The organism is Pseudomonas urethralis, assembly GCF_021602465.1.
Taxonomy (GTDB): domain Bacteria; phylum Pseudomonadota; class Gammaproteobacteria; order Pseudomonadales; family Pseudomonadaceae; genus Aquipseudomonas; species Aquipseudomonas vlassakiae.
In genome coordinates this window covers 131,836-153,669 of record NZ_BQIJ01000008.1, presented here as the reverse complement: position 1 = coordinate 153,669, position 21,834 = coordinate 131,836, and the positions used below count along the sequence as shown (strand labels likewise).

Sequence of the window (21,834 nt, the reverse complement as noted above, 5' to 3'; positions counted from 1 at the left end):
CGGCAGTGCTGCCTGCCCGGCGCGAGCGGCTGATGTCAGCCAGCTTGTGCAACCAGTCCCTGGTGTGCGGTGCCGCCTGCCTGGCAGCCCGCTTGAGTAAAGGGCTGCCAGGCAGTGATGGCGTTTTTGAACTATCTCCGACGAGCGGAGCGGCTGACGGCTATTTGCTCTTGTTCTTGAGGGTGATGAAGCTGGCGCGCATGTCCTTGGCCCAGCCGTCCAGTACCGGCTTGACGTCGTTCAGGGTCAGCTTGGTCTTGTCGTTTTCCAGCTCCTTGCCGGTACCTTTGCGTACCACCTGGGCCAGTACCTTCTGGTTGCCGCCGTCGAGGAAGGCCGCTTCGACACCGACATCCACTTCCTGGTCGCGGCCCCCCATGGCGGTGTTGACGCCTGCGGAAATCAGCGCGATCGGGATGAATTCGTAGGGTTTGAGGCTTTCATTGCTGGTTGACACGGCAGTGATCGCCGGGCGTACCACGAGGGTGCCAGGCCCGGGTGCCTTGGCCAGGGTCAGCACGCTGCCCATTTCACGGCGCAGGGCATCGTTGAAGTAGCGGGTGATTTCATTGAGCGTCTGCTGGGAAATGACCGCCGTCGCCTGCGGCTTGGGGTAGAACTGGCTCGGCTCGATGAAGACTTGCGAATACTGGTTGATATTGACCTTGGGGTCGATCCAGCGCATCACCGATGCACCGGATGGGCTCTTCGCTTCCTGCAGGCGGCTGTAGTCCTTGAGAAAGCCGGAATAGTCCTTGGGGTCCACGCGGTTGCTGGAGCAGGCGGCCACAGCGAGCAAAGCGGCGCACAACAGGGTAACGCGGGGCAGTGATTTCATGATGTTTTTGCATCCATGATGGGTCGGCCAGAACAACGCTAGCAGGTGCTTGGCAGATGGCCAGTGGGTCGGCGAAAAGTCGCTTCGGTAACGAGTTGTGGCGTTGACTTTTCCTACGATTTGGCCGGAAAGAGCGTCTATGCAATCGTGGCTACCGTTGAAAAACTATGCCCGTAACGGGTATGGTTTGGAGACCGCTCATGGAAGTTCTCAAGCGCAAGGATTTTGCGCGCTGGCAAGCCGGGCAGAAACTATCAGATGCGATGTTGTGCCAGGCGGTGAATGAAATGCGCAGAGGGCTGATTGACGCCAGCCTCGGCGGCGACTTGTTCAAGAAGCGTGTTGCAGGGCACGGTACTGGCAAGCGAGGTGGTTACCGGACACTGCTGTCTGCTCGAATCGGCAATCGTTATGTGTTTCTGCACGGGTTTGCCAAGAGTGACAAGGCCAATATCACGCTGGAAGAACAAAAAGCGTTGCGCTTCGCTGGCAGGGTTTTCCTGGAGCTTTGTCCCGTAGCGCTCAGGCGGGCTTTGCAATCAGGTGTTTTGATGGAGGTTTGCTGTGAGCAGCAAAATTGTTGAATCGTTGCGTGAGGATCTGACCGTACTTCATGAGGCCGGGGCTGTTGGCAAGGTTACCCTTCGGGATTTCGAAATGCTCTGTCCCGCTCCGGTGCGGGATTTCAGTGCGCTGGATATTCGCCAGCTTCGCGAGGCACTGAATTTCAGCCAACCGGTATTCGCACTGCATCTGCATACCAGCGCATCAACGGTGCGTAAATGGGAGCAGGGGGAGACACGTCCTGCAGGGCCTGCGCTGAAGCTGCTAAATGTCATTGCGATCAAGGGATTGCAGGCGATTCTTTAGAGGATTTATTTGATTTTGATTTTCAAAATATGCTTATAAATCATATGTTTACCCTTTAGTTGTAATGCTGTTTATAAAGTTGAGCCGTCGCGAGAACGTCACTCCCGCGACAAGCTCGGCCTGACTCGCGTTTAGCCCAGCGCCTCCCGCAACCGGTACCACAACATCCCCAGCGCCAGCAGCGGCGAGCGCAGCGCCTTGCCGCCCGGGAACGTCAGGTGCGGCACCGCGCTGAACACATCCAGGCCCTGGCTCTGCCCCAGCGCGATGCCTTCTGCCAGCAGCTTCGCCGTCCAGTGGGTTACGTTCAGCCCATGCCCGGAATAGCCTTGGGCATAGAAAACGTTGGGGTGCTGGCTCAACCGCCCCACTTGCGGGAAGCGGTTGGCGGTGATGCCGATCATGCCGCCCCACTGGAAGTCGATGCGCACGTTGGCCAGTTGTGGGAACACCTTGAGCACTTTTGGCCGCATGTAGGCCGCGATGTCCTTGGGGTCGCGGCCGGAATAGTGGCATGCACCGCCGAACAGCAGGCGGCGGTCGGCAGTGAGGCGGTAGTAGTCCAGGCCGACTTTCTGGTCACACAGGGCCATGTTCTGCGGGATCAGCTTGCTGGCCACGGCCTCCGGCAGCGGCTCGGTGGCCACCACGTAACTACCGGCCGGCAGCACTTTACCGCTCAGGCGTGGCTCCAGGTCGTCGAGGTGGGCATTGCAGCCCAGTACCAGGCTCTGTGCCCGTACTTTGCCGCGCGCCGTATGCACGGTCACGGTGGGGCCATGCTCGATGCGCAGCACCGGGCTCTGCTCGAAGATGCGTACGCCCAGGCCATGGGCTACGCGCGCTTCGCCCTGGACCAGGTCAAGCGGGTGCAGGTGGCCTGAACCCATGTCCACCAGGCCGCCGGCATACTGGTCGCTGGCGACGATCTCCTGCATGCCCTCGGGCCCGACCAGGCGGGTGTGGTGGCGGTAGCCCAGGCTGGCCAGGTCTTCCTGTTCAGCCTTGAAGGCAGCGAACTGTGCCGGGGTATTGGCCAGTTCGCAGAAGCCCCAGCGCAGGTCGCAGGCAATCGCGTATTGCTCGATGCGGCGAGCGACCAGTGCCACCGACTCGATGCCGGCCTGCTGCAGGTAGCGCACGCCGTCCTGGCCAACGTAACGGGCAAAGCCGCTGACATCATGGCCGATGCCGCGAATCAGCTGGCCGCCGTTGCGCCCGCTGGCGCCCCAGCCAATGCGCCGGCCCTCCAGCAGCACCACGCAAAGCCCGCGCTCGGCCAGTTCCAGCGCGGTGTTGACCCCGGTCAGCCCGCCGCCGACTACGCACACGTCAGCCGTCAGCTCGCCGTCGAGGCAGGGGTAGGGCGCCGCGTTGCGCGCCGTGGCGGCGTAGTACGACGCGGTATGTTGGGTATCGAAAGACATGGTGCGTTCTCGGTTCAACGGTTGGACTTGATCTTGCTCCAGGAACGGGTCATCACCCGCATGATCTTCGGGCTCGGGGTGCTGGAGATGTACAGCTTGTCCAGCACTGCCTGGGGTGGGTAGATCTCCGGGTTGTCGACCAGTGACGTGTCCATGTAGGCCTGGGCATCCGGGTTGGCGTTGGCGTAGCCGACCGTGGCGCTGACCTTGGCGATCACTTTCGGGTCGAGCAGGTAGTTGATGAACGCCAGGGCCTGCTCAGGGTTCTGCGCATCCTTGGGGATTGCCAGGAGGTCGAACCACAGGTTGCTGCCTTCCTTTGGAATGCTGTAGGCGATCTTGACCCCGTTTTTCGCTTCCACGGCCCGGTTGGCCGCCTGGAACACGTCGCCGGAATAGCCGAAGGCCACGCAGATATCACCGTTGGCCAAGTCCGAAACGTACTTGGAGGAATGGAAGTAGGTGATGTACGGGCGCAGTTCGAGCAGGCGCGCTTCAGCCTTGGCATAGTCGCCCGGTTTTTCGCTGCGTGGGTCCATGCCCAGGTAGTTGAGCATTGCCGGGAACAGCTCGTCGGGTGAGTCCATGAAGGCCACGCCGCATTGCTTGAGCTTCTTCAGGTTCTCTGGCTCGAACAGCGTTGCCCAGGAGTCGATATGGTCGACACCCAGTGCGGCCTTGACCTTGTCGACGTTATAGCCAATGCCGTTGGTGCCCCAAAGGTAGGGCACTGCGTACTGGTTGCCAGGGTCATTCTGCTCGAGCTGCTTGAGCAGCTTCGGGTCCAGGTGCTGCCAGTTCGGCAGCTTGCTGCGGTCCAGTGGCAGGAACGCACCGGCCTGGGCCTGGCGGGCCAGGAAGTGGTTGGAGGGCACCACCACATCGTAGCCGGTGCGGCCGGCGAGCAGTTTGCCTTCCAGGGTTTCGTTGGAGTCGAACACGTCATAGACCACCTTGATCCCACTGCTGGCCTGGAAGTCGGCCAGGGTCGTGTCACCGATGTAGTCGGTCCAGTTGTACACGCTGACGCTGGGCGTGGCCTGTGCGGCGGCGCCGAACAGCATGGCGAAGGTAGCGGGGATCAGGGCTTGCAGATGACGCATGTCGACACCTCGTTGGTCTTGTTCTTTGAAAGCGGTGCAAGGAGGGCGCCTGGCCCTGCCCGGTGAATCACACGCTCAGCAGCAGGAACTCGCGCTCCCAGGAGCTGATGACGCGCTTGAAGTTTTCATGCTCGGCACGCTTGACCGCGACGTAGCCCTGGACGAACTGCTTGCCCAGGTAACGCTGCACGGTTTCGCAGTCTTCCATGTGCTGCAGCGCATCCTCGATGGTGATCGGTAGCCGCAGGTTGCGCCGTTCATAGGCACGGCCCTGGACCGGCGCGCTCGGCTCGATCTGCTCGACCATGCCCAGGTAACCGCACAGCAGGCTGGCGGCGATCGCCAGGTAGGGGTTGGCGTCGGCACCCGGCAGGCGGTTCTCCACGCGCATCGCATCGGGGCTGGAGGTTGGCACGCGCAGGCCGGCGGTGCGGTTTTCCTCGCCCCATTCGACGTTGACCGGTGCCGAGGTGTCCGGCAGGAAGCGGCGGAACGAGTTGACGTTCGGCGCGAACATCGGCAGCAGCTTGGGGATGTACTTCTGCAGGCCGCCGATGTGGTGCAGGAACAGTTCGCTCATGCTGCCATCGTCGTTGGCGAACACCGGTTTGCCGGTGGCAATGTCGACCACGCTCTGGTGCAGGTGCATGGCGCTGCCCGGTTCGTCGGTGATCGGCTTGGCCATGAAGGTGGCGGTGACGTTGTGCTTGAGCGCGGCTTCACGCATGGTGCGCTTGAACACGGTGATCTGGTCGGCCAGGTCCAGCGCGTCGCCATGACGGAAGTTGATTTCCATCTGCGCCGGGCCGTCTTCGTGGATCAGCGTGTCGAGGTCCAGGCCCTGCAGCTCGCACCAGTCGTAGACGTCTTCGAACAGAGGGTCGAATTCGTTAGCGGCGTCGATCGAGAACGACTGGCGCCCGCTTTCGGCGCGGCCCGAGCGGCCCAATGGCACTTGCAGGGGCAGGTCCGGGTCTTCGCAGCGCTGGGTCAGGTAGAACTCCATCTCTGGCGCGACGATCGGCTGCCAGCCTTTGTCGGCATACAGCTTGAGCACCTTCTTCAGCACGTTGCGTGGCGACAGCTCGATCGGGTTGCCCTGCTTGTCGAACGTGTCGTGAATGACGATGGCGGTGGGCTCGATGGCCCACGGGATCTGGTAGACGGCCGTCGGGTCGGGGCGGCAGACCATGTCGATGTCGGCTGCATCGAGCAGGCTGTAGTAGATGTCGTCATCGACGTAATCGCCGGTGACGGTCTGCAGCAGCACGCTTTCTGGCAGGCGCATGCCGCGTTCGTGAAGGAACTTGGCGGTCGGTGCGATCTTGCCGCGGGCGATGCCGGTCAGGTCGCTGATCACGCATTCGACTTCGGTGATGCGGTGTTCTTTCAGCCAGGCGGACAGCTGATCGAAGGGGGCGTTCATACAGACCTCTTGGTTGGGGTTTCGTGTGCGCGGCAGTGCCGGTGACTTCCCAGGTGGCGCGCTGGAGACTATCTTGAGCGCAGGCTCGCAAAGCCATCTATCCACTTTCTTCAACGATGAATGCACCAAAAGAGTGCAACTAGGACAAAGCGTGACAGCGCCCAACGCCTTGCAGGTCCAGGCTTTCCACACCACCGATGTCACCGAACAGGTACGCGCCACTCCCGGTTGGCAGCAGCAGTACCGGCAGATGTCGCCAGGGCATTTCAGCGGCCAGCTGCGCTGCCTGGGGCTCGATGGCGTGGAGGTCTACGAGGAACGGCTCAATACCCGCGTCGAGCAGTTTTTCCGCGCACCGAGCGGTTCGCTGGCGTTCTGTTTCGACCAGAGCGAGAACAGCCTGTACCTGCTCAACGAACAAAGCCGTAACATCTGGATTACCCCGGAGAACTACCAGGAAGTGGCCGTGGTGTTCGACCAGGCCTTTCTCGCCCGCCATGGCCTGGACCTGCACCGGCTCGAAGGGTTGTTCATGGTGCCGCTGGGCAGTGGGCAGAACGCGTTGTTCGGCAGCTGGCTGAGCGCCACCTTGACCCGCCTTGGCCAGGCAGGCTGCCCGCTGCAAGGGCAGGCACTGGCCGAGCAGTTGCTCGAAGACTGCCTGTTCATCCTCGACAATGCCTGCCAGCGCTTGCAAGGCGGGGCCTTGGGGCGGCGCGGCGAGGAGCGGGCGATCATGCAGCGGGTCAGCGAATGGGCGGCAGATTGCCCGGAAGAAACGCTCAATCTGGTGGAGCTGGCCGAGGTCGCCGGTGTCTCGCTGCGCCAGCTGCAGCAGGCGTTCAAGGCCTTCACCGGGATGCCGCCGGCGCACTGGTTGCGCTTGCGTCGGCTCAACGGTGCGCGGCGGGATCTGTTACGCGGCGGCGAGGTGACCGTGGCCGAAGTGGCCATGCGCTGGTCGTTCTGGCATCTGGGAAGGTTTTCAGAGAGTTATCGGCAGTTGTTCAAGGAGTTTCCGAGCGAGACCTTGAAGCGGGCAAGGGGCTGAGTCCTATGGTGCCTTTACCGGCCTCTTCGCGGGTAAACCCGCTCCCACAGGGATATCAGCAGACCTGAGGGCAGTGCAGTACCTGTGGGAGCGGGTTCACCCGCGAAAGGGCCTGTGCAGACAACCCAGCATTGCCATTGGAAAATTGCTATCGTGCTCGGCAGTTTCCACCCGAGGTCCCGATGTTCTACCTGCCTTTGCCCAGCGACCAGGCCGACCGCCTGGCCAGCGCGCCCACCGCCACCGACTTCTTCCCGACCGCCAGCCTGCTGGAGGCGGCCGCCGTGCTGTTCGTGCAGAACCTGCCACGCCAACCGGCCAGCGCCTCGGCGGACGCGCAGGAGCGTCGCTTCGCCGAGATCGTGCGCATCGCCAATGAAGTCGAGGGCGCCGCCCCGGGCCGCTTCCAGGGGCAGGTCGCGCAGCATTTCGACCGCGAGGCGTTCGCCATGGGGCTGGGCATGCTGGGTGAGAACGGCGTGGGCCTGGTGTCGGCCGAAACCGAGTATCAGGCCGACGAGTTCCAGGATGCCGAAGGCCAGTGGAATTTCCAGTTCGCCGACAGCTACCGCCAGCGTGTGACCCCGCTCCACCCGGTCTACCTGCCATCACTGGCCAGTGACCTGATGCTCAGTGACCAACAGAACCGCTTGCTGCGCGAGTTCCTTTGCGGCGTCGACGAATCGGTTGCCGTGCAGGGTTTCGCCGGTACCGGCAAGACCTTCCTGATCCACCAGTTCGCACGCCTGCTCGACCCCCAGCGCACGCTGTTGCTGGCCCTTACCGAAGGCCAGCTGCGGGCTTTGCAGGCACGGGTGAAGGACGCCCAGGCCTACACCGCGATGACCTTCGGCCAGCTGGCCGACGACATCCTCAACCGCGACCTCACCAGCAACGGCTGGCGCCTGCGCGACCCGTACCGTACCAAACTGTCCTGGCGCCCGCAGGAGGCGCAGGTGGTGCGCTGGCTGAACATCCCCGACATCGGCCCGCTCGCCGCCCGCGATGTGGTGGCCCTGTGCGTCAAGGCCGTGCGCAGTTTCTGCCGCAGCGGCGACAGCCGGTTGCAGCTGCATCACTTGCCCTGGGCCGGGCCGGGTACCTCGCCGCTGGACCAGGAAGTGCTGCTGGAGAAGGCGCGCCTGTATTGGCAGGAGCTGATTCGCCCGTCAGCCCGCGAAATCCAGCTGCCAGTGCGTGACTATCACCGGGTCAAGCTGTTGTCGCTGACTGCCGAGGTGATCGACAGCCGCTACAGCCACGTCATTGTCGACGAAGCCCATGAATTGTCCGCGCCGATGCTCGCGGTGCTCGATCGCAGTCCGCAGTCGGTGATTGCCCTGGGTGACGAGCTGCAGAACCTCAATGGCCTCAGCCCGCACCATGGCAATTTCATCCGCCAGCGTTACATCGACCACTCGCTGCGCGCTGGCCCGGCCATGGACGGCGTGCTCAACCCGTTGATCCAGGCGCACCCGGCGGCGATCCAGGCGGCCTTCAGCGGCAGTGCCGAGCATTACACGCGGGTGAGTTTCTTCGACACGGTGACCGTGCCTGAGCAGCCAACCGCCTTGATCGTCGATGACGAGTGGGGCCTGTTCGGCTGGTTCCAGCGCCTGACCCATCAAGGGGTGCCCTTCGTGCTGCTGCAAAGCGCGCGCAAGGACTTCGAGCTGTTCGTCGAGGACTGCATCGAGCTGTACCGCTATGGCACCCGGGCGCGCCACCCGATGTTGTTCCGTTACCCCAGCTGGCAGGCGCTGGAGCAGGACAAGGGCGACGACAAGGCCTTTGTCGCCGTGGCCGGCATGCTGCGCAAAGGCTATACCCCCGAGCACTTTGCCAAGGCCAAGAGCCGTTACCGCTGGGACAAGGCGCCAAAGCTGTTCCTTGGCCGGGTGCGGGATGTGAAGAACATGGAGTTCGCCCGGGTGATGGTGTCGCCGGAGCTGATGGTGGCACCGAGCACGGCGGGCAATCGCAACGAGCGGGCGCGGCTGTTGGCGGGGCTGTATACCGCCTGTTCGCGGGCGCGGCACGAACTGATCGTGCCGGGGGGGATGCTGGACTGGGTCACGGACCAGGTCCGGAATGGCTAACGCCGGGGCCGTTCTGCGGCCCCGGGGGCCTGGCCTCAGTTGCGGTCCAGCCACACGGTCTGGGCATTGGTGAACTCGCGCACCCCAAAGTGCGACAGTTCACGGCCGAAGCCGCTCTTCTTCACGCCGCCAAACGCCACGCGGGGGTCCGAAGCGCAGTACCCGTTGATGAACACGCCACCGGTGTCCAGCGCCGCTGTCATGCGCTCGGCCAGTGCATAGTCGGCGGTGTAGACGGTCGACGCCAGGCCGAACTCGCTGTCGTTGGCCAGCTCAACCGCATGGTCGGCGCCACGGGCCGTGATGATTGCCGCCACTGGCCCGAACAGCTCCTGCTTGAAGGCAGTCATGTCCGGGGTGACGTTGGCCAGCACGGTCGGTGCGTAGAAGTTGCCCACGCCTTCGACCTTGTTGCCGCCCAGCAGCAGGGTGGCGCCTTCGGCCAGCGACGCCTGGACCTGGCCATCCAGCTCGTCGCGCAGGTCATAGCGGGCCATCGGGCCGATGTAGGTGTCGTCTTCCAGCGGGTTGCCGACTTTCAGCTTGCGCGTGGCTTCGACGAACTTGTGCGTGAATTCCTCGACGATGCTTGCTTCGATGATCAGGCGCTTGGCGGCGGCGCAGACCTGGCCGGTGTTCTGGTAGCGACCGATCACGGCGGCCTGCACAGCGGCGTCGATATCAGCGTCAGCCAACACGATGAACGGGTCGGAACCGCCCAGCTCCAGCACGCATTTCTTCAGCGCAGCACCTGCCTGGGCTCCGATGGCCATGCCGGCGCGCACGCTGCCGGTCAGGGTCACGGCGGCGATGCGCACGTCGTTGATGGCGCGGGTGACGCCGTCCGGGGTGACGTTCAGCACTTCGAACACGCCTTCAGGCAGGCCGGCGTCCTTGAACAGTTCACCCAGCAGGTAGGCGCTGCCCATCACATTCGGTGCGTGCTTCAGGACATAGGTGTTGCCGGCCAGGATCGCCGGCACGGCGCCGCGCAGCACCTGCCAGACCGGGAAGTTCCACGGCATCACGGCCAGGATCGGGCCCAGCGGGCGGTACTCGATGCGGGCTTTCTCGACCTGGGTCGGCTCGGCGGCGAGCATCGCCGGGCCGTGCTCGGCATACCAGCGGCACAGGCCGACGCACTTGGCGACTTCACCGCGGGCCTGGGCGATCGGCTTGCCGATTTCACGGCTGATCATCTGCGCGAAGGCTTCGGCCTTGGCTTCGAGGGTGCTGGCCAGGGCGAGCAGGTACTCGCTGCGCTGACCCAGCGACACTTGGCGCCATTGGCCGTAGCCAGCCTTGGCACGTTGCAGCGCCGCTTCCAGTGCGGCGTCGGTGTCGAAGGGGTAGGCGCCGATCTGCTCGCCGCTGAACGGGTCGACGGAGATGGCGTGGGTCAGGCTGCTGATCGCACTCATGGCGGGGGCACTCTCGTTGTTGTTAATCAGTGACGCCAGACTAGTGGGCTATGGCTTTAATGAAAACTGAATAATAATGAGCGAAACATTCACGTTTGGAGAATGACTGTGGACCTGGTGCAACTGGAAATCTTCAAGGCCGTGGCCGAGCAGGGCAGCATCAGCGCCGCCGCCCAGCATATCCATCGGGTGCCGTCGAACCTGACCACGCGCATCAAGCAGCTGGAGGAAGACCTCGGCGTCGAGCTGTTCATCCGCGAGAAGAGCCGCCTGCGCCTGTCGCCAGCGGGCTGGAACTTCCTTGAGTACACCCGGCGCATCCTCGACCTGGTGCACGAGGCACGCCTGACCGTGGCCGGCGAGGATCCCCAGGGTACTTTCGCCCTGGGTTCGCTGGAGAGCACGGCAGCGGTGCGCATTCCGGCGCTGCTGGCGGCCTACAACCAGCGCTACCCCAAAGTCGACCTCGACCTGTCCACCGGGCCTTCCGGCACCATGCTCGAAGGCGTGCTGTCGGGACGCCTGGTGGCGGCCTTCGTCGACGGCCCGGTGCTGCATCCCACGCTCGAAGGCATGCCGGTGTTCGAGGAGGAGATGGTGATCATCTCGCCCCTCAACCACGCCCCGGTCACCCGTGCCCAGGACGTCAACGGCGCGAGCATCTATGCCTTTCGCGCCAACTGCTCGTACCGCCACCACTTCGAGAACTGGTTTGTCCAGGACCAGGCGGTGCCCGGCAAGATCCACGAAATGGAGTCGTACCATGGCATGCTCGCCTGCGTCAGCGCCGGTGCCGGCCTGGCCATGCTGCCGCGCAGCATGCTCGACAACATGCCTGGCTGCAGCACGGTCTGCGCCTGGCCGATGCAGGAGCAGTTCCGCTACCTCAAGACCTGGTTGGTATGGCGTCGTGGCACGGTTTCGCGCAGCCTGAGCATGTTCGTGAAACTTCTCGAAGAGCGGCGGGCGGCGTGAACATCAGCACGGTGTGAGGTCAAACATCAGGTAAGCCATCTCCTTGAGGAGGAGCTGACCATGCGTAACCATCACCATGCTGTGGGCGCCACGTTGCTGATCGCACTGGCGCTGCCCTGGACCCTGGCCGCTGCCGCAGAAGTCGACGACCACAACGCGCCCATCGACATGCAAGCCGTGCAAGTGCAGCCGCAGGAGCAGAATGGCGTGCGCTACCTGGCGGGCGGTATCGGCCAGGATGAGGCCAATGCCATACGCAGGACCCCGGGTTATGACCTGCACATCGAACTGTCGACCGGTGCACACGGCCAGTTCGAGAGCGGCGCCGCAGTCGACATCCGCACTGCACAAGGCAAGCCGGTGTTGAGCCTGCAGGATGCCGGGCCGTTGGTCTATGTCCAGCTGCCACCCGGCCAGTACCAGGTCACCGGCCAGGCGCAGGGTGCAACGGTCCAGCAACGGGTCACGGTAAACGGCAAGACGCCTGTCACCGCAAGCCTGAACTGGCATTGAGCGCCCAGGACGAGCGGAGTACATCTGTACTCCGCCTTGGCGCGGACCTGCCGGCATCAGTCGCTGGGCACTGCGGGTAAATACAACCAATGCTGGCAATTTACTTTCAACTTTCTGATTATCTGGACAATAATCAGAAAAGTATTACGCCGTGTGACCGGTTGGATGCACCGTTCACCGCCAAAATCGAGGGGCCCTAGCCCCCACTTGCCCGTGTGACCATCAGGAGAAGTCATTGATGAAAACCCGTCTTGCCAGCACGCTGGCCGCCGCCCTATTGGTGCTCGGGGGCACCTCTATGGCCCAGGCCGCACAGATTTCCGGCGCCGTGGGAGCTACTAGCCAGGGCGACATGACGTACCGTCTCGGTATGGCGTTCGACTGGGACAAGCAGTGGCTGAAAAGCGACATCGGCTTTGTGACGGGATATTGGGACGCGGCCTACACCTATTGGGAAGGTGGCGATGCCAGCGGCGCTCACTCGCTGTCGTTCAGCCCGGTGTTCACCTATGAATTCAGCGGTTTCAGCTACACCCCGTATGTCGAAGCCGGCATCGGCCTGGCGGCCTTCTCCAAGACCGATGTGGGCGACCAGCACCTGGGCTCATCGGTCAACTTCGAAGACCGCATCGGCTTTGGCCTGAAGCTGCCGGGTGCGCAGAAGGTGGGGGTCCGCCTGATGCACTACTCCAATGCCGGCATCAAGCAACCGAACGACGGTATCGAGTCCTACTCGCTGTTCTACAGCAAGAGCTTCTGATGCACGGGGCCGCCAGGCGGCCCCCTGTCATGTCAGAAGGTATAGGCAACCCCCGCCTGTACCGTGCGCGGCGCACCCGGGTACACATAGGTGTTGAACGCCCCTTCGTCATAGCCCTTGTTGAACAGGTTCTTCACGTCCAGGTTCAAGCGCACGTGCTCATTGACCTTGTAGAAGCTCAGCAGGTCGACCACGCTGTAGCGTTCCATGGTGTAGGTACTGGCCGCCGTCTGCCCGGCGCGGTCATCCACATACTTCACGCCAACCCCGAGTCCCAGGCCCTTGGCCAGCCCATCCTGGAATTCATAGGTGTTGAGCAGGCTGAAGCTGTTGCGCGGGATGTTCGCCAGGCGGGTGCCGGTGGGGAGGCTGTTGTCCTTGGTCACCTCGGCGTCGACGTAGGCGTAGCCGCCGATCATCCGCCATTCCGGAGTCAGGTTGCCGGCGACGTTGATGTCCAGGCCGCGGCTGCGCACTTCACCGGCTGCGACGCTGTAGGTGCCGCTCGGGTCGTTGGGGTCGCGGGTGAGCACGTTTTCCTTGACGATGTGGTAGATCGCCGCGTCGACGCTCAGCTGGCGATCCAGCGCTTCCCACTTCACGCCCAGCTCGTATGACTTGCCCTTTTCCGGATCGAAGCCCGTGCCTTGCAGGCTCGCGCCGCTGTTGGGCTTGAACGAGCGCGCGGTGTTGGCATAGACGGCGACGCTGTCGGTCAGGTCGTAGATCAGGCCCAGGCGCGGGGTGACGCCGTTCTCACCCTTGTTGAAGTCACCGGCATTGTTGAGCTTGTTGTCGTAGTCATGCTCGTAGCGCTCGAAACGCACCCCGGCGAGGGCTTTCAGGCGCTCGGTCAGGGCCACCTGGTCCTGGATGAAGGCCGCCCAGGTCTTGAGGTTTTCCTGGTCATGGGTGGTGGTGCGGGTCAGGGCAGGGCGTGGCTGGCCCAGCACCGGGTCGAAAATGTCGATCGGGTAGGCACCGCTACCGGCGGCCGAACGCTGGATGATCGAGTTGTAGTCATAGTCTTCGTATTCGATACCGGTCAGCAGGGTATGGGCGAAGCCGCCCGTGTCGAAGTGGCCGGTGAGGTTGAGCTGGTAGTCACGGTCGGTCCACTCCAGCTTGCGGTAGTTGAAGTTGCGTCCCAGCGTGCGCCCGTCGGCCTGCAGGCCGTTGGCTTCCACCGCGTTGCCCTTGAGCGAGCCGTCCAGCCATTGCAGGCCACCGCCCAGCGTCCAGTTGTCGTTGAGCAGGTGCTCGAAGCGCAACTGGGCCATGTCGTTGTCGTTGTGCAGCAGGTTGTCGCTGCCTTTTTCCCAGACGTTGGTGTCCCGCGAGGCCGTGCCGATCTGGCCGGGCAGGCGCGTCAGGCCGCGATCCAGCGGGTGGTTGTTGCGCATGAAGTCGCCTTCGAAGATGACCCTGGTGGCGTCGTTGACCTGCCAGCTGATCACCGGTGCAACGTCATAGCGCTCGCTTTCGACATCGTCGCGGAAGCTTTCGCCACCTTCGCCCAGCACATTCAGCCGATACGCCAGCGAGCCATCGGCATTCAAAGGGCCGGTGGCGTCCAGGGTCGCCCGGTGCATGCCCTGGTCGTCGAACTGGCTGGCGAGGGTCACCTTGGGCTCGGCCAGCGGCTGCTTGCTGACCACGTTGAACGTACCACCAGGGTCGCCACGGCCATACAGGCTGGTGGCCGGGCCGCGGATCACTTCGAGGCGCTCGACGGTGTTGGCGTCAGGGGCGTTGGGGTAGCCGCGGTTGATCGGGAAGCCGTTGCGGTAGAACTCGCCGGTGGTGAAGCCGCGCACGGTGAAGGTGGTCAGCCCCTGGCCGCCGAAGTTGTTGGCGCGGCCGACGCCACCCGCGTAGTCCAGGCCATCCTGCAGGCGGGTGGCACCGGTGTCTTCAAGCACATCCTTGGGCACCACGCTGATCGATTGCGGGGTCTCGTGCAGGGCGGTGTCGGTGCGCGTGGCACTGGCCGAGCGGGTGGCCTTGTAGCCATCCACCGGGCCATCGGCGCGTTCGCTGTCGGCGCTGCTGGTGATGTTCAGGGCCTGGAGTTCGATCTGGGCGGGTTCGCCGAAAGGTTCAGGCTCGGCAAAGGCCAGCGGGGAGATAGCTTGAAGCACACAAAGCGAAACGAACGTGCGACGCATCGACGGTACGATCCTGGAGTAGGGCGCTGATGGGAAGTGGTAGAAGCGCCGAGAAATTACTACGAATCATTATCAAATGCATTCTTTTTAGTTAGAACTGGTGTGCCAGATGCCATTGTTTTGCAGGTCTGGCCTCTTCGCGGGTAAACCCGCTCCCACAGGGTGCCTGCAGTGCTTCGGGCTGATGGTATACCTGTGGGAGCGGGCTTGCCCGCGAAGAGGCCAGTTCGGGCCGTGCAAGTCTCAGCGGCTGTCCTTGATTGCCAGCACATTGCACAATGGATGCTCCAGCACATGCGCCGTGGTGCCGCCAAGGAACGTTTGCATCGCATCATGCCGATGGCTGCCCATCACGATCACATCGACCCGGCTGTGGCTGACGAACCGGGCAATCGCGCGGATGGCCGCACCCTCGATAAAGTGCCGTCGCTCCAAGGGTATCTGGTGATGGTCGCCGAGCCGGTTGAAGGCTGCCCGCTGCGCTGTGCGCACACTGCCATCGAACCCCGGCATGGTGACCGTGCCGGCACCGAAGTCGGCGATATGGGTCTTGGCCGCATCGCACACGTGCAGCAGGTGCAGTTCGGCGTTGCATTGCAAGGCCAGGGCATGGGCGCTGCGGATCACCCTGTCGTCCAGATGTTCGCCTGCGCCGTGGCACTCGAGGTCCACCGTCGCCGCAATCTGCCGCGGTAGCGGCAGGCGGATGTCGCTGACCAGATGCACGGCCACCGGGCTTTCCTTGAGCAATTGCCAGTCCAGCGGCGTGACCAGCAGGCGCTTGAGCACCGGCTCGTGCTGCACGTCCTTGATCAGCAGGTCGCAACCCAGCCGCTCGATGCGTTCCAGCACGCTGCCCAGCGGGTCGCGGGTCAGCAGCAGTTCGGTGGACACATCGAGCCCGGCGTTGCCCAGTTGCTCAGCCTCGTCGGCCAGCCACTGGCGGTTGTCGGCGAGCAGCCGTTCGCGTTCGTGGCTGTCGCTCATCAGGCCAAACGTGTCGACATCGTCGACGAACACATTGATATCCAGCAGGGCACCACTGGATTCGGCCAGCGCCGCCGCGCGCTGCAGCGCCGGGGTATGGCGCATTTGCCGGCCGAGCATGACGAACAGACGCTTGAACTGGCTCATCGCACACCTCCACGTGTGGCAGCCCCCCGGTTCATGCCATGTCATCTGGTCTGTACAGTCTAGACCCGGTTCAGCCAAGCAAAACCTTTCGCGCTCGCTTCACCTTGCACTGGTATGAGCGCGCCAAGCTCATGGTGGCATCGTACTGATGCTGGTGGGGGCAACTATTCGGTATGAGCACCTGACAGCGGTGTAACACGCAGGTTGTCGGGTATGATGCAGCCCCGATATTTTCCACGAGGCCTGCACCATGTCCCTGAGCGCTGAACAGATCGGCGAATTCAAAGCCTTCGCCGAGCAACTGGCCGATGCCGCTGCGCTGGCGATCCAGCCGTACTTCCGCGCAAGCCTTGAGGTCGAGGACAAGGGCGGGCGCCTGTACGACCCGGTGACCGTGGCCGACAAGGCCGCCGAAGACGCCATGCGTGAGCTGATCCAGGCGCGCTATCCGGAGCACGGCATCCTCGGTGAAGAGGCCGGCGTCGCCGTGGGCAGCAGCCCGCTGACCTGGGTGCTCGACCCGATCGACGGCACCCGTGCGTTCATTACCGGCTTGCCGCTGTGGGGCACGTTGATTGCCCTGAACGATGGCACACGCCCGGTGGTGGGGGTGATGAACCAACCGTTCACCGGTGAACGCTTCGTCGGCACCCCACAAGGTGCATGGCGCAGCGGCACGCCGCTGAAGACCCGTGCCTGTGCCGACTTGGCCTCGGCCACGCTGATGTGCACCACGCCGGACATGTTCGACACCGCCGAGCGCAAGGCCGCATTCGAGGCTGTGGCCGGCAAGGCGCGGCTGATGCGTTACGGTGGTGATTGCTACGCCTACTGCATGCTGGCATCGGGTTTCGTCGACGTGATTGTCGAGGCGAGCCTGCAGCCGTATGACGTGCAGGCGCTGATGCCGATCATTGAAGGGGCGGGCGGGGTGATCACTGCCTGGGATGGCAGCAGCGCGCAGAATGGCGGTTGTGTAGTGGCCTGTGGTGACCCGGCGCTGCATGCGCAGGTGGTGGAGATGCTCCGCCACGCCATGTGATCCGGTCAGCGGACTGAGCGGCACTGCACTTTTTCCGATTCCCGGGCTCTATGCTTGGCCAGGCTGCGCCGATCCCCGGCGCGGCCGCCGATTCCGACCCGGTGCCGATGGTTGCAAGCAATCTCCGATTTTTCCTGCGTCTGCTGCTGGCAGGCGCTCTGCTAGGCCTGGCCGGCTGCAGCCAGCAGCAAGGCCACGAGATCGTCAGCCAGTTCGGCAATGGCAAGCCCGGCGAGCTGTTCCAGACCAGCGTCGACCGTATGGCCACCCTGGCCATGCGCGACAACTTGCAAAGCCTGTACCTGCTGATGAACAAGCTGTACCTGCGCAACCCCAACCAGTGGAAGATGTCCGGCTACCTCGACGCCGCCACTGCCGAACGGCAGACCCGCATCGCCATCGAACAGCGCCTACCCCTGGCGCAATTGGGCAACCGCCGCGACCTCGTGGCGCTGAGTTATGCCCTGAGCCCGGAGTTTCGTGGCGACCGGGTCGGCGCCTTCATCTACGCCATCGGCAGCATGTTGATCACCGCGCATGGCGGGCGTACCGAGTTCTACATGACCGACACCCTCGATCCGCTGTTCATCAACAACGCGGCACGCAATATCGAGAAGGCCACCTGGATGCTCAGCCAGCGCCAGGATGCCAACGGGGTGTTGCTGCTGTTTTCCAACGAAATTTCCGAAGAGGGCAGCAACCTGAGCTTCGCCGTGGAGTTCGGCAAGATCGTGTCGCGGCTGGATTTACTGGCGGAGCTGCTGGACGAGCGCTATCGGCGGATCGGCCTGAATTACGCGCAGAGCCTTTTGTTGATGAATTTCCTGCCGGTGCAGTGAGGCGCGCGCAACGGGTGCAGGAATAATTGGCCCGAAACAGGTTTCCGGCCAATTACGCCTGTGAGGCCAACAGGGTCCGCCTTGTTTTTACCCTTCGATATCGATGTTGCATGCGATAAAAAATCGATTTTGTTCGATAGTCGACCGGATAACACCAGCCGCGGTTCGTTATTCGCACACCCAATCCGAACATCGGATTGCCCAACCCCCGTCTTTTTCTTAGGGTGTCATCCATGCGCCAGTGGTCAGCTGCCAGCTATCCCCTGACCCCGGCCCGATAGAATGACCGTGAACGACCGCAACCACAGGCCCGCGGGCCAGTAGGGCGCGGCGCCCAGAACAATAACGATGCCGAGTGCCTAGCCTATGGAAAGCCGCCTGCTGAGCGAGCGAAGTAGCGTGTTTCATCACGCCGACCCTTATGCCGTGTCCGACTACGTGAACCAGCACGTCGGCCAGCACTGCATCGGCCTGTCACGCACCAGCCACCCGCAGGCCAGTCTCAGCCACCGTAAGTTCGCCGAACTCGACCTGTGCCGCATCAGCTACGGCGGCAGTGTGCGGGTCACCTCGCCGGCGCTGGAATCCATCTACCACTTGCAGGTCCTGCTCAACGGCAACTGCCTATGGCGCGGGCATCAGCGTGAGCACCACCTGGTGCCGGGCGAACTGCTGTTGATCAACCCGGACGATCCGGTCGACCTGACCTATTCCGAAGACTGCGAGAAATTCATCCTCAAAGTGCCGACCCGCATGCTCGACAGCATCTGCGACGAGCAACGCTGGCAACGGCCGGACGGCGGCGTACGGTTCTTGCGCAACCACTACCGGCTGGAAGAGCTGGATGGCTTCGTCAACTTGTTGGCCATGGTCTGCCACGAAGCCGAGGTCAGTGACTCGCTACCGCGAGTACAGGGGCACTACAGCCAGATCGTCGCCAGCAAGCTGATGACCCTGATGAGCACCAATATCCGCCGCGAAAGCCTGGGTACGCCAGGGGCGAGCCTGGAGCGGATCCTCGATTACATCGAGCGCAATCTCAAGCTTGAACTGTCTGCCGAGGCGTTGGCAGAACAGGCCTGCATGAGCGTGCGCTCGTTGTACGCCTTGTTCGACAGGCAGTTGGGCACATCACCCAAACAGTACGTGCGCCAGCGCAAGCTGCAGCGTGTGCATGCATGCCTTATTGACCGCACTTGTACCGTGCGCAGTGTGACCGAGCTAGCCATGGAGTATGGCTTCCTGCACTTGGGGCGTTTCTCCGAAATATACCGCCAGCGATATGGCGTGCCGCCCTCGCAGACATTGCGGCAGCGCCTGTAAATCTACGACCGGCCGCGCCTCGCGAAAACTGATATTTCTGCCAGTTGTACAGGACATGAGCGATTCCTATCGTGGGATGGCGGTTAACCCGGCAAACCAACGAGGAAGGAATCATGAGCGATCTAAATGATGCGTCCATGGACGATGCGGTCGAGGCCGTGTCCGAAGTTGATTATGTACTAGAGCAATTTGGCAGCTACTACCAGAAAAAGTACCCCGCAACGAAGGTGGACGACTTGGCGCCACCTTATGTGCTTGGCGCTGTTCACCCAGTGACGATCAACGACACGGCCATTGAAGACTTCGGTCTTAACGACGAGTGGGTTGCGAGCGAAGACGCTGAACTCAGCGTCATGGTCCGCCTGGGTAAACTGGTGGCCGCAGGCGACATACTCAGTTTGATGTGGGGGAACACTGCGATAGCCAGCGGTAGTGTTTCACAAGCTGAAGTGGCTCAGAAATACAAGACATTGCTGGTGAAAGGCAAAGATGTTCAAGAGGGTAGTAGCTTTCTCTACTATCGGTTGGTAAGGAAAGGCAAGTTAGTTGCGACCTCACCCATTGTCAGCACGTTGTTCATCAAGGGGCAGCCGGGTGTCAAAGGGGATGAAGGTATCGATGCCGAACTGGCCCCTCCGGTAATGACCAAGCCTGCCTCGGGTACGATCGGCCCGGCTGAGGCGAAAGCAGGGGTGATCGTTACGGTCCCAGCCTATTTGAACATGCGCGCGGGGGACCTCATTTATCTTTACTGGGGAAACCAGATCATTTCCCACGAGGTGACTGCCGGGCAAGTCGATAAACCCGTGGCGATTACCGTGCCTGAAACGACAATCAAGGCGGAAGGCGACAGCGACGAGTTGTTTGTGTACTACTTTGTAAAAGATCCCGTAGACAATGACTCGGAATGGTCTGACTGGCTCGAGGTAAGCGTCAAGCTTACGGCAGACGCGCTGGCGGCGCCCGAGGTATTGAACGAGGCGGGTGTGGTCATCAGCTCCGGTGAACTGAAGACTGCTGATGTCGTATCCGACCATGTCGTTATTCAGTTCCCTGGCAAATATCAGGTCGGGGACAGCCTGTTGCTGCACATGGTCGGCAAGACACATCAGGATCAGGTCACGGCCAAAACGTTCGGCCCGCTGACCGTGACAGACCCGAATAAACCTCAGCACATTCCTGTGCCCTTTGACGAGTGGTGGCCATTGGGAGGGGGTAGCGCCCAGCTGAGCTATACACTGACCTCCAGCACCGGGACGGCCAGCAAGTCGAAAAGTACCTATATCAACATCCTGGGCATGCCGTCGCTGTTGCCGACGCCGAGCATCTTCAAGGTAGAGGATTTTCGTGTCGACCCCGATCGTAGCTTTATCAATGTGCTGATTCCGGCGCTTGCCAATACCCTTTACAAAGACAAGGTACGCTTGTCCTACAAGGGCGTGAAATCAGATGGCAGTGCTTTTGAAATCCCCATCAAACCGGAAGAAGTCTCCGTCAAGCGTGCCGGAAAGGTATTCCCGTTCCGGCTCAAAGGAGAGACATTCGTAAAACCCTTTGAAGGCGGCTATGTCGATATTTCTTATACGATAGAGCGAGCCAATGGCGTATTCAAATCCGGAACGGTCAGGTATCAAATCGGTGAGCCGATTGCGAGCTTGCCGGCACCCATTCCAGAGTATGCACTGGTGAACAAGGTGCTGAATCCGGATGATGAAAAGTATGAGATGGGCATGGTCATCAAGGTGCCCAAAGAGGCCGAGCAGCCGCCTTGCGAGATCAAGCTCTTCTGGGAAACCTCAGAGGGTGAGTCGGGTTGGGACGTGCTTGATCTGGCTGAAGTCAGCAAGGATGGCATAGATTTCGAGGTGGAGCGCTCCGTCTTCGAACCGAAGGGCAACTCACCGGTGAAGATCAAGTTCTATTATCAGGTCATCCGGAAGGGCAAGCCGGTCGTGGCCTCGCAGCCGCTCGAGTTCACCGTGGCCACCACTGAGATGCAAAAAAACTTCATTGGTGAACCTAAGGTGGTCTCGGCGGTAGGAAATAAACTCAATCTGACGCCGATTGTCAATAATCAGTTTGTTGTGGAACTGGATAACCCGAGTCTGGCGCAGGGTGATGAGATCATCATTCGGGTGGGCAACTATCGGACAGGAAAAATACTACTGAAAAAGCCCGGCCCGCACTCTCAGGTGCTGCCATTGGATCATGTGTTGGCGCAAAACATGCAGTCGGTCCTTGACCCTGCCAATCACCCTCTGCTAGTGAGCTACGAACTTGTGCCTAATGGTACCAAAGTGCCTAAGGTCTCCCAGGCTGTGCCTCTGGTCTTACAAGGTGCAGTGACTCGGGAACGCTTTGCAGGCTTTCAGGGTCACCTGATAAACGATACGCTTGATTTGCCGGCACTGCGGATTGTCATGAAGAAAGGGCTCAACTCTGTGAATATGGCCTATGTTAGGGCGGGCACGCATGCTCAGGCATTGGTCGTTGGAGGCTATCACAAGACTCATGCGCGATTCGAGCTGCGAGGGCTGGCCAATAAAGTTGAATTCTACATGACGGGACATACCATTCGGAACAACGCTATTACTTTCTATACGGCGGCGGGTACACCGATAAAAACCATTTACACTCTGTTTAATCGTACGCCGGGGCGGGTGGGATATCAGCCCTATACTGAACGTGTCTCCTTCAGTACACCGAGCGCGGCGATCGCAGCATTCGAGTTCGTCGAGTCTTACGGTGACGCCAACCATTACATCTTTGATATCAGTTACCAACCGTTCTGACAGGCCTAGCTGGCTGCGCGTCTATCCTGTTCCTGTTTTTCACTGCGAAGTGC

At 61.8% G+C, this 21,834-nt stretch carries 18 protein-coding genes; 11 read left to right on the top strand and 7 right to left on the bottom strand.

Going from position 1 to position 21,834, the window contains the following annotated elements; translation table 11 throughout:
- Positions 1 to 160: 160 nt before the first annotated feature.
- The gene (locus L6D64_RS15355; protein ID WP_176509572.1) at positions 161 to 838 is read right to left on the bottom strand and encodes a DUF3313 domain-containing protein; all 678 of its coding nucleotides are present in this window, start codon (positions 836 to 838) and stop codon (positions 161 to 163) included.
- Positions 839 to 1,038: 200 nt separating this feature from the next.
- Between L6D64_RS15355 and L6D64_RS15350 the strand changes: the two genes are divergently transcribed.
- Positions 1,039 to 1,422, top strand: a complete 384-nt coding sequence (locus tag L6D64_RS15350) for a type II toxin-antitoxin system RelE/ParE family toxin (RefSeq protein WP_176509571.1) — start codon at positions 1,039 to 1,041, stop codon at positions 1,420 to 1,422.
- A complete protein-coding gene (locus tag L6D64_RS15345; protein ID WP_176509570.1) occupies positions 1,403 to 1,708 on the top strand; it encodes a helix-turn-helix domain-containing protein in 306 nt (101 codons plus the stop codon). Before L6D64_RS15350 ends, L6D64_RS15345 begins: the two co-directional genes overlap by 20 nt.
- A 131-nt stretch (positions 1,709 to 1,839) precedes the next feature.
- Here L6D64_RS15345 and L6D64_RS15340 read toward each other — a convergent pair whose 3' ends face one another.
- From L6D64_RS15340 to L6D64_RS15330, 3 genes are all read right to left on the bottom strand, one after another.
- Positions 1,840 to 3,135: an NAD(P)/FAD-dependent oxidoreductase gene (locus tag L6D64_RS15340; protein WP_176509569.1), complete on the bottom strand. Its 1,296-nt coding sequence runs from the start codon at positions 3,133 to 3,135 to the stop codon at positions 1,840 to 1,842.
- 14 nt (positions 3,136 to 3,149) lie between these two features.
- The gene (locus L6D64_RS15335) at positions 3,150 to 4,238 is read right to left on the bottom strand and encodes a polyamine ABC transporter substrate-binding protein (protein WP_176509568.1); all 1,089 of its coding nucleotides are present in this window, start codon (positions 4,236 to 4,238) and stop codon (positions 3,150 to 3,152) included.
- A gap of 67 nt (positions 4,239 to 4,305) precedes the next feature.
- Positions 4,306 to 5,664 (bottom strand): glutamine synthetase family protein, encoded by a 1,359-nt coding sequence (locus tag L6D64_RS15330; protein ID WP_054885413.1) that lies wholly within the window; start codon positions 5,662 to 5,664, stop codon positions 4,306 to 4,308.
- 151 nt (positions 5,665 to 5,815) lie between these two features.
- Here L6D64_RS15330 and L6D64_RS15325 point away from each other — a divergent pair, with 151 nt between their 5' ends.
- On the top strand, positions 5,816 to 6,715 hold the full coding sequence (locus tag L6D64_RS15325; protein WP_176509567.1) for a helix-turn-helix domain-containing protein: 900 nt from the start codon (positions 5,816 to 5,818) through the stop codon (positions 6,713 to 6,715).
- A gap of 182 nt (positions 6,716 to 6,897) precedes the next feature.
- Positions 6,898 to 8,814 carry a P-loop NTPase family protein gene (locus tag L6D64_RS15320; protein ID WP_176509566.1) on the top strand — a complete coding sequence of 639 codons (1,917 nt, stop codon included), beginning with the start codon at positions 6,898 to 6,900 and terminating at the stop codon, positions 8,812 to 8,814.
- A gap of 35 nt (positions 8,815 to 8,849) precedes the next feature.
- Here L6D64_RS15320 and L6D64_RS15315 read toward each other — a convergent pair whose 3' ends face one another.
- Positions 8,850 to 10,235, bottom strand: a complete 1,386-nt coding sequence (locus L6D64_RS15315; RefSeq protein ID WP_176509565.1) for an aldehyde dehydrogenase family protein — start codon at positions 10,233 to 10,235, stop codon at positions 8,850 to 8,852.
- Between the two features lie 108 nt (positions 10,236 to 10,343).
- Between L6D64_RS15315 and ptrR the strand changes: the two genes are divergently transcribed.
- From ptrR to L6D64_RS15300, 3 genes are all read left to right on the top strand, one after another.
- Positions 10,344 to 11,210, top strand: coding sequence for a putrescine utilization regulator PtrR (ptrR, locus tag L6D64_RS15310; protein WP_085679542.1), 867 nt, complete (start codon positions 10,344 to 10,346; stop codon positions 11,208 to 11,210).
- A gap of 60 nt (positions 11,211 to 11,270) precedes the next feature.
- Positions 11,271 to 11,723: a carboxypeptidase regulatory-like domain-containing protein gene (locus tag L6D64_RS15305; RefSeq protein WP_176509564.1), complete on the top strand. Its 453-nt coding sequence runs from the start codon at positions 11,271 to 11,273 to the stop codon at positions 11,721 to 11,723.
- A gap of 238 nt (positions 11,724 to 11,961) precedes the next feature.
- Positions 11,962 to 12,483, top strand: coding sequence for an acyloxyacyl hydrolase (locus tag L6D64_RS15300; RefSeq protein WP_176509563.1), 522 nt, complete (start codon positions 11,962 to 11,964; stop codon positions 12,481 to 12,483).
- Between the two features lie 32 nt (positions 12,484 to 12,515).
- Here the strand turns inward: L6D64_RS15300 and L6D64_RS15295 are convergent, their stop codons facing one another.
- Positions 12,516 to 14,651 carry a TonB-dependent siderophore receptor gene (locus L6D64_RS15295; RefSeq protein WP_176509562.1) on the bottom strand — a complete coding sequence of 712 codons (2,136 nt, stop codon included), beginning with the start codon at positions 14,649 to 14,651 and terminating at the stop codon, positions 12,516 to 12,518.
- A 243-nt stretch (positions 14,652 to 14,894) separates the two neighbouring features.
- The gene (locus L6D64_RS15290) at positions 14,895 to 15,785 is read right to left on the bottom strand and encodes a universal stress protein (RefSeq protein ID WP_176509561.1); all 891 of its coding nucleotides are present in this window, start codon (positions 15,783 to 15,785) and stop codon (positions 14,895 to 14,897) included.
- A 250-nt stretch (positions 15,786 to 16,035) separates the two neighbouring features.
- On the opposite strand from L6D64_RS15290, the gene hisN reads away from it, so the two are divergent.
- The 4 genes from hisN (at position 16,036) to L6D64_RS15270 (ending at position 21,781) form a co-directional block, all read left to right on the top strand.
- Complete coding sequence (hisN, locus tag L6D64_RS15285; protein ID WP_176509560.1) at positions 16,036 to 16,827, top strand: histidinol-phosphatase; 792 nt, start codon at positions 16,036 to 16,038, stop codon at positions 16,825 to 16,827.
- Between the two features lie 107 nt (positions 16,828 to 16,934).
- A complete protein-coding gene (locus tag L6D64_RS15280; RefSeq protein ID WP_176509613.1) occupies positions 16,935 to 17,666 on the top strand; it encodes a hypothetical protein in 732 nt (243 codons plus the stop codon).
- 366 nt (positions 17,667 to 18,032) lie between these two features.
- Positions 18,033 to 18,989 (top strand): helix-turn-helix transcriptional regulator, encoded by a 957-nt coding sequence (locus L6D64_RS15275; RefSeq protein ID WP_176509559.1) that lies wholly within the window; start codon positions 18,033 to 18,035, stop codon positions 18,987 to 18,989.
- A gap of 113 nt (positions 18,990 to 19,102) precedes the next feature.
- Positions 19,103 to 21,781 carry a hypothetical protein gene (locus tag L6D64_RS15270; RefSeq protein WP_176509558.1) on the top strand — a complete coding sequence of 893 codons (2,679 nt, stop codon included), beginning with the start codon at positions 19,103 to 19,105 and terminating at the stop codon, positions 21,779 to 21,781.
- Positions 21,782 to 21,834 lie beyond the last annotated feature (53 nt).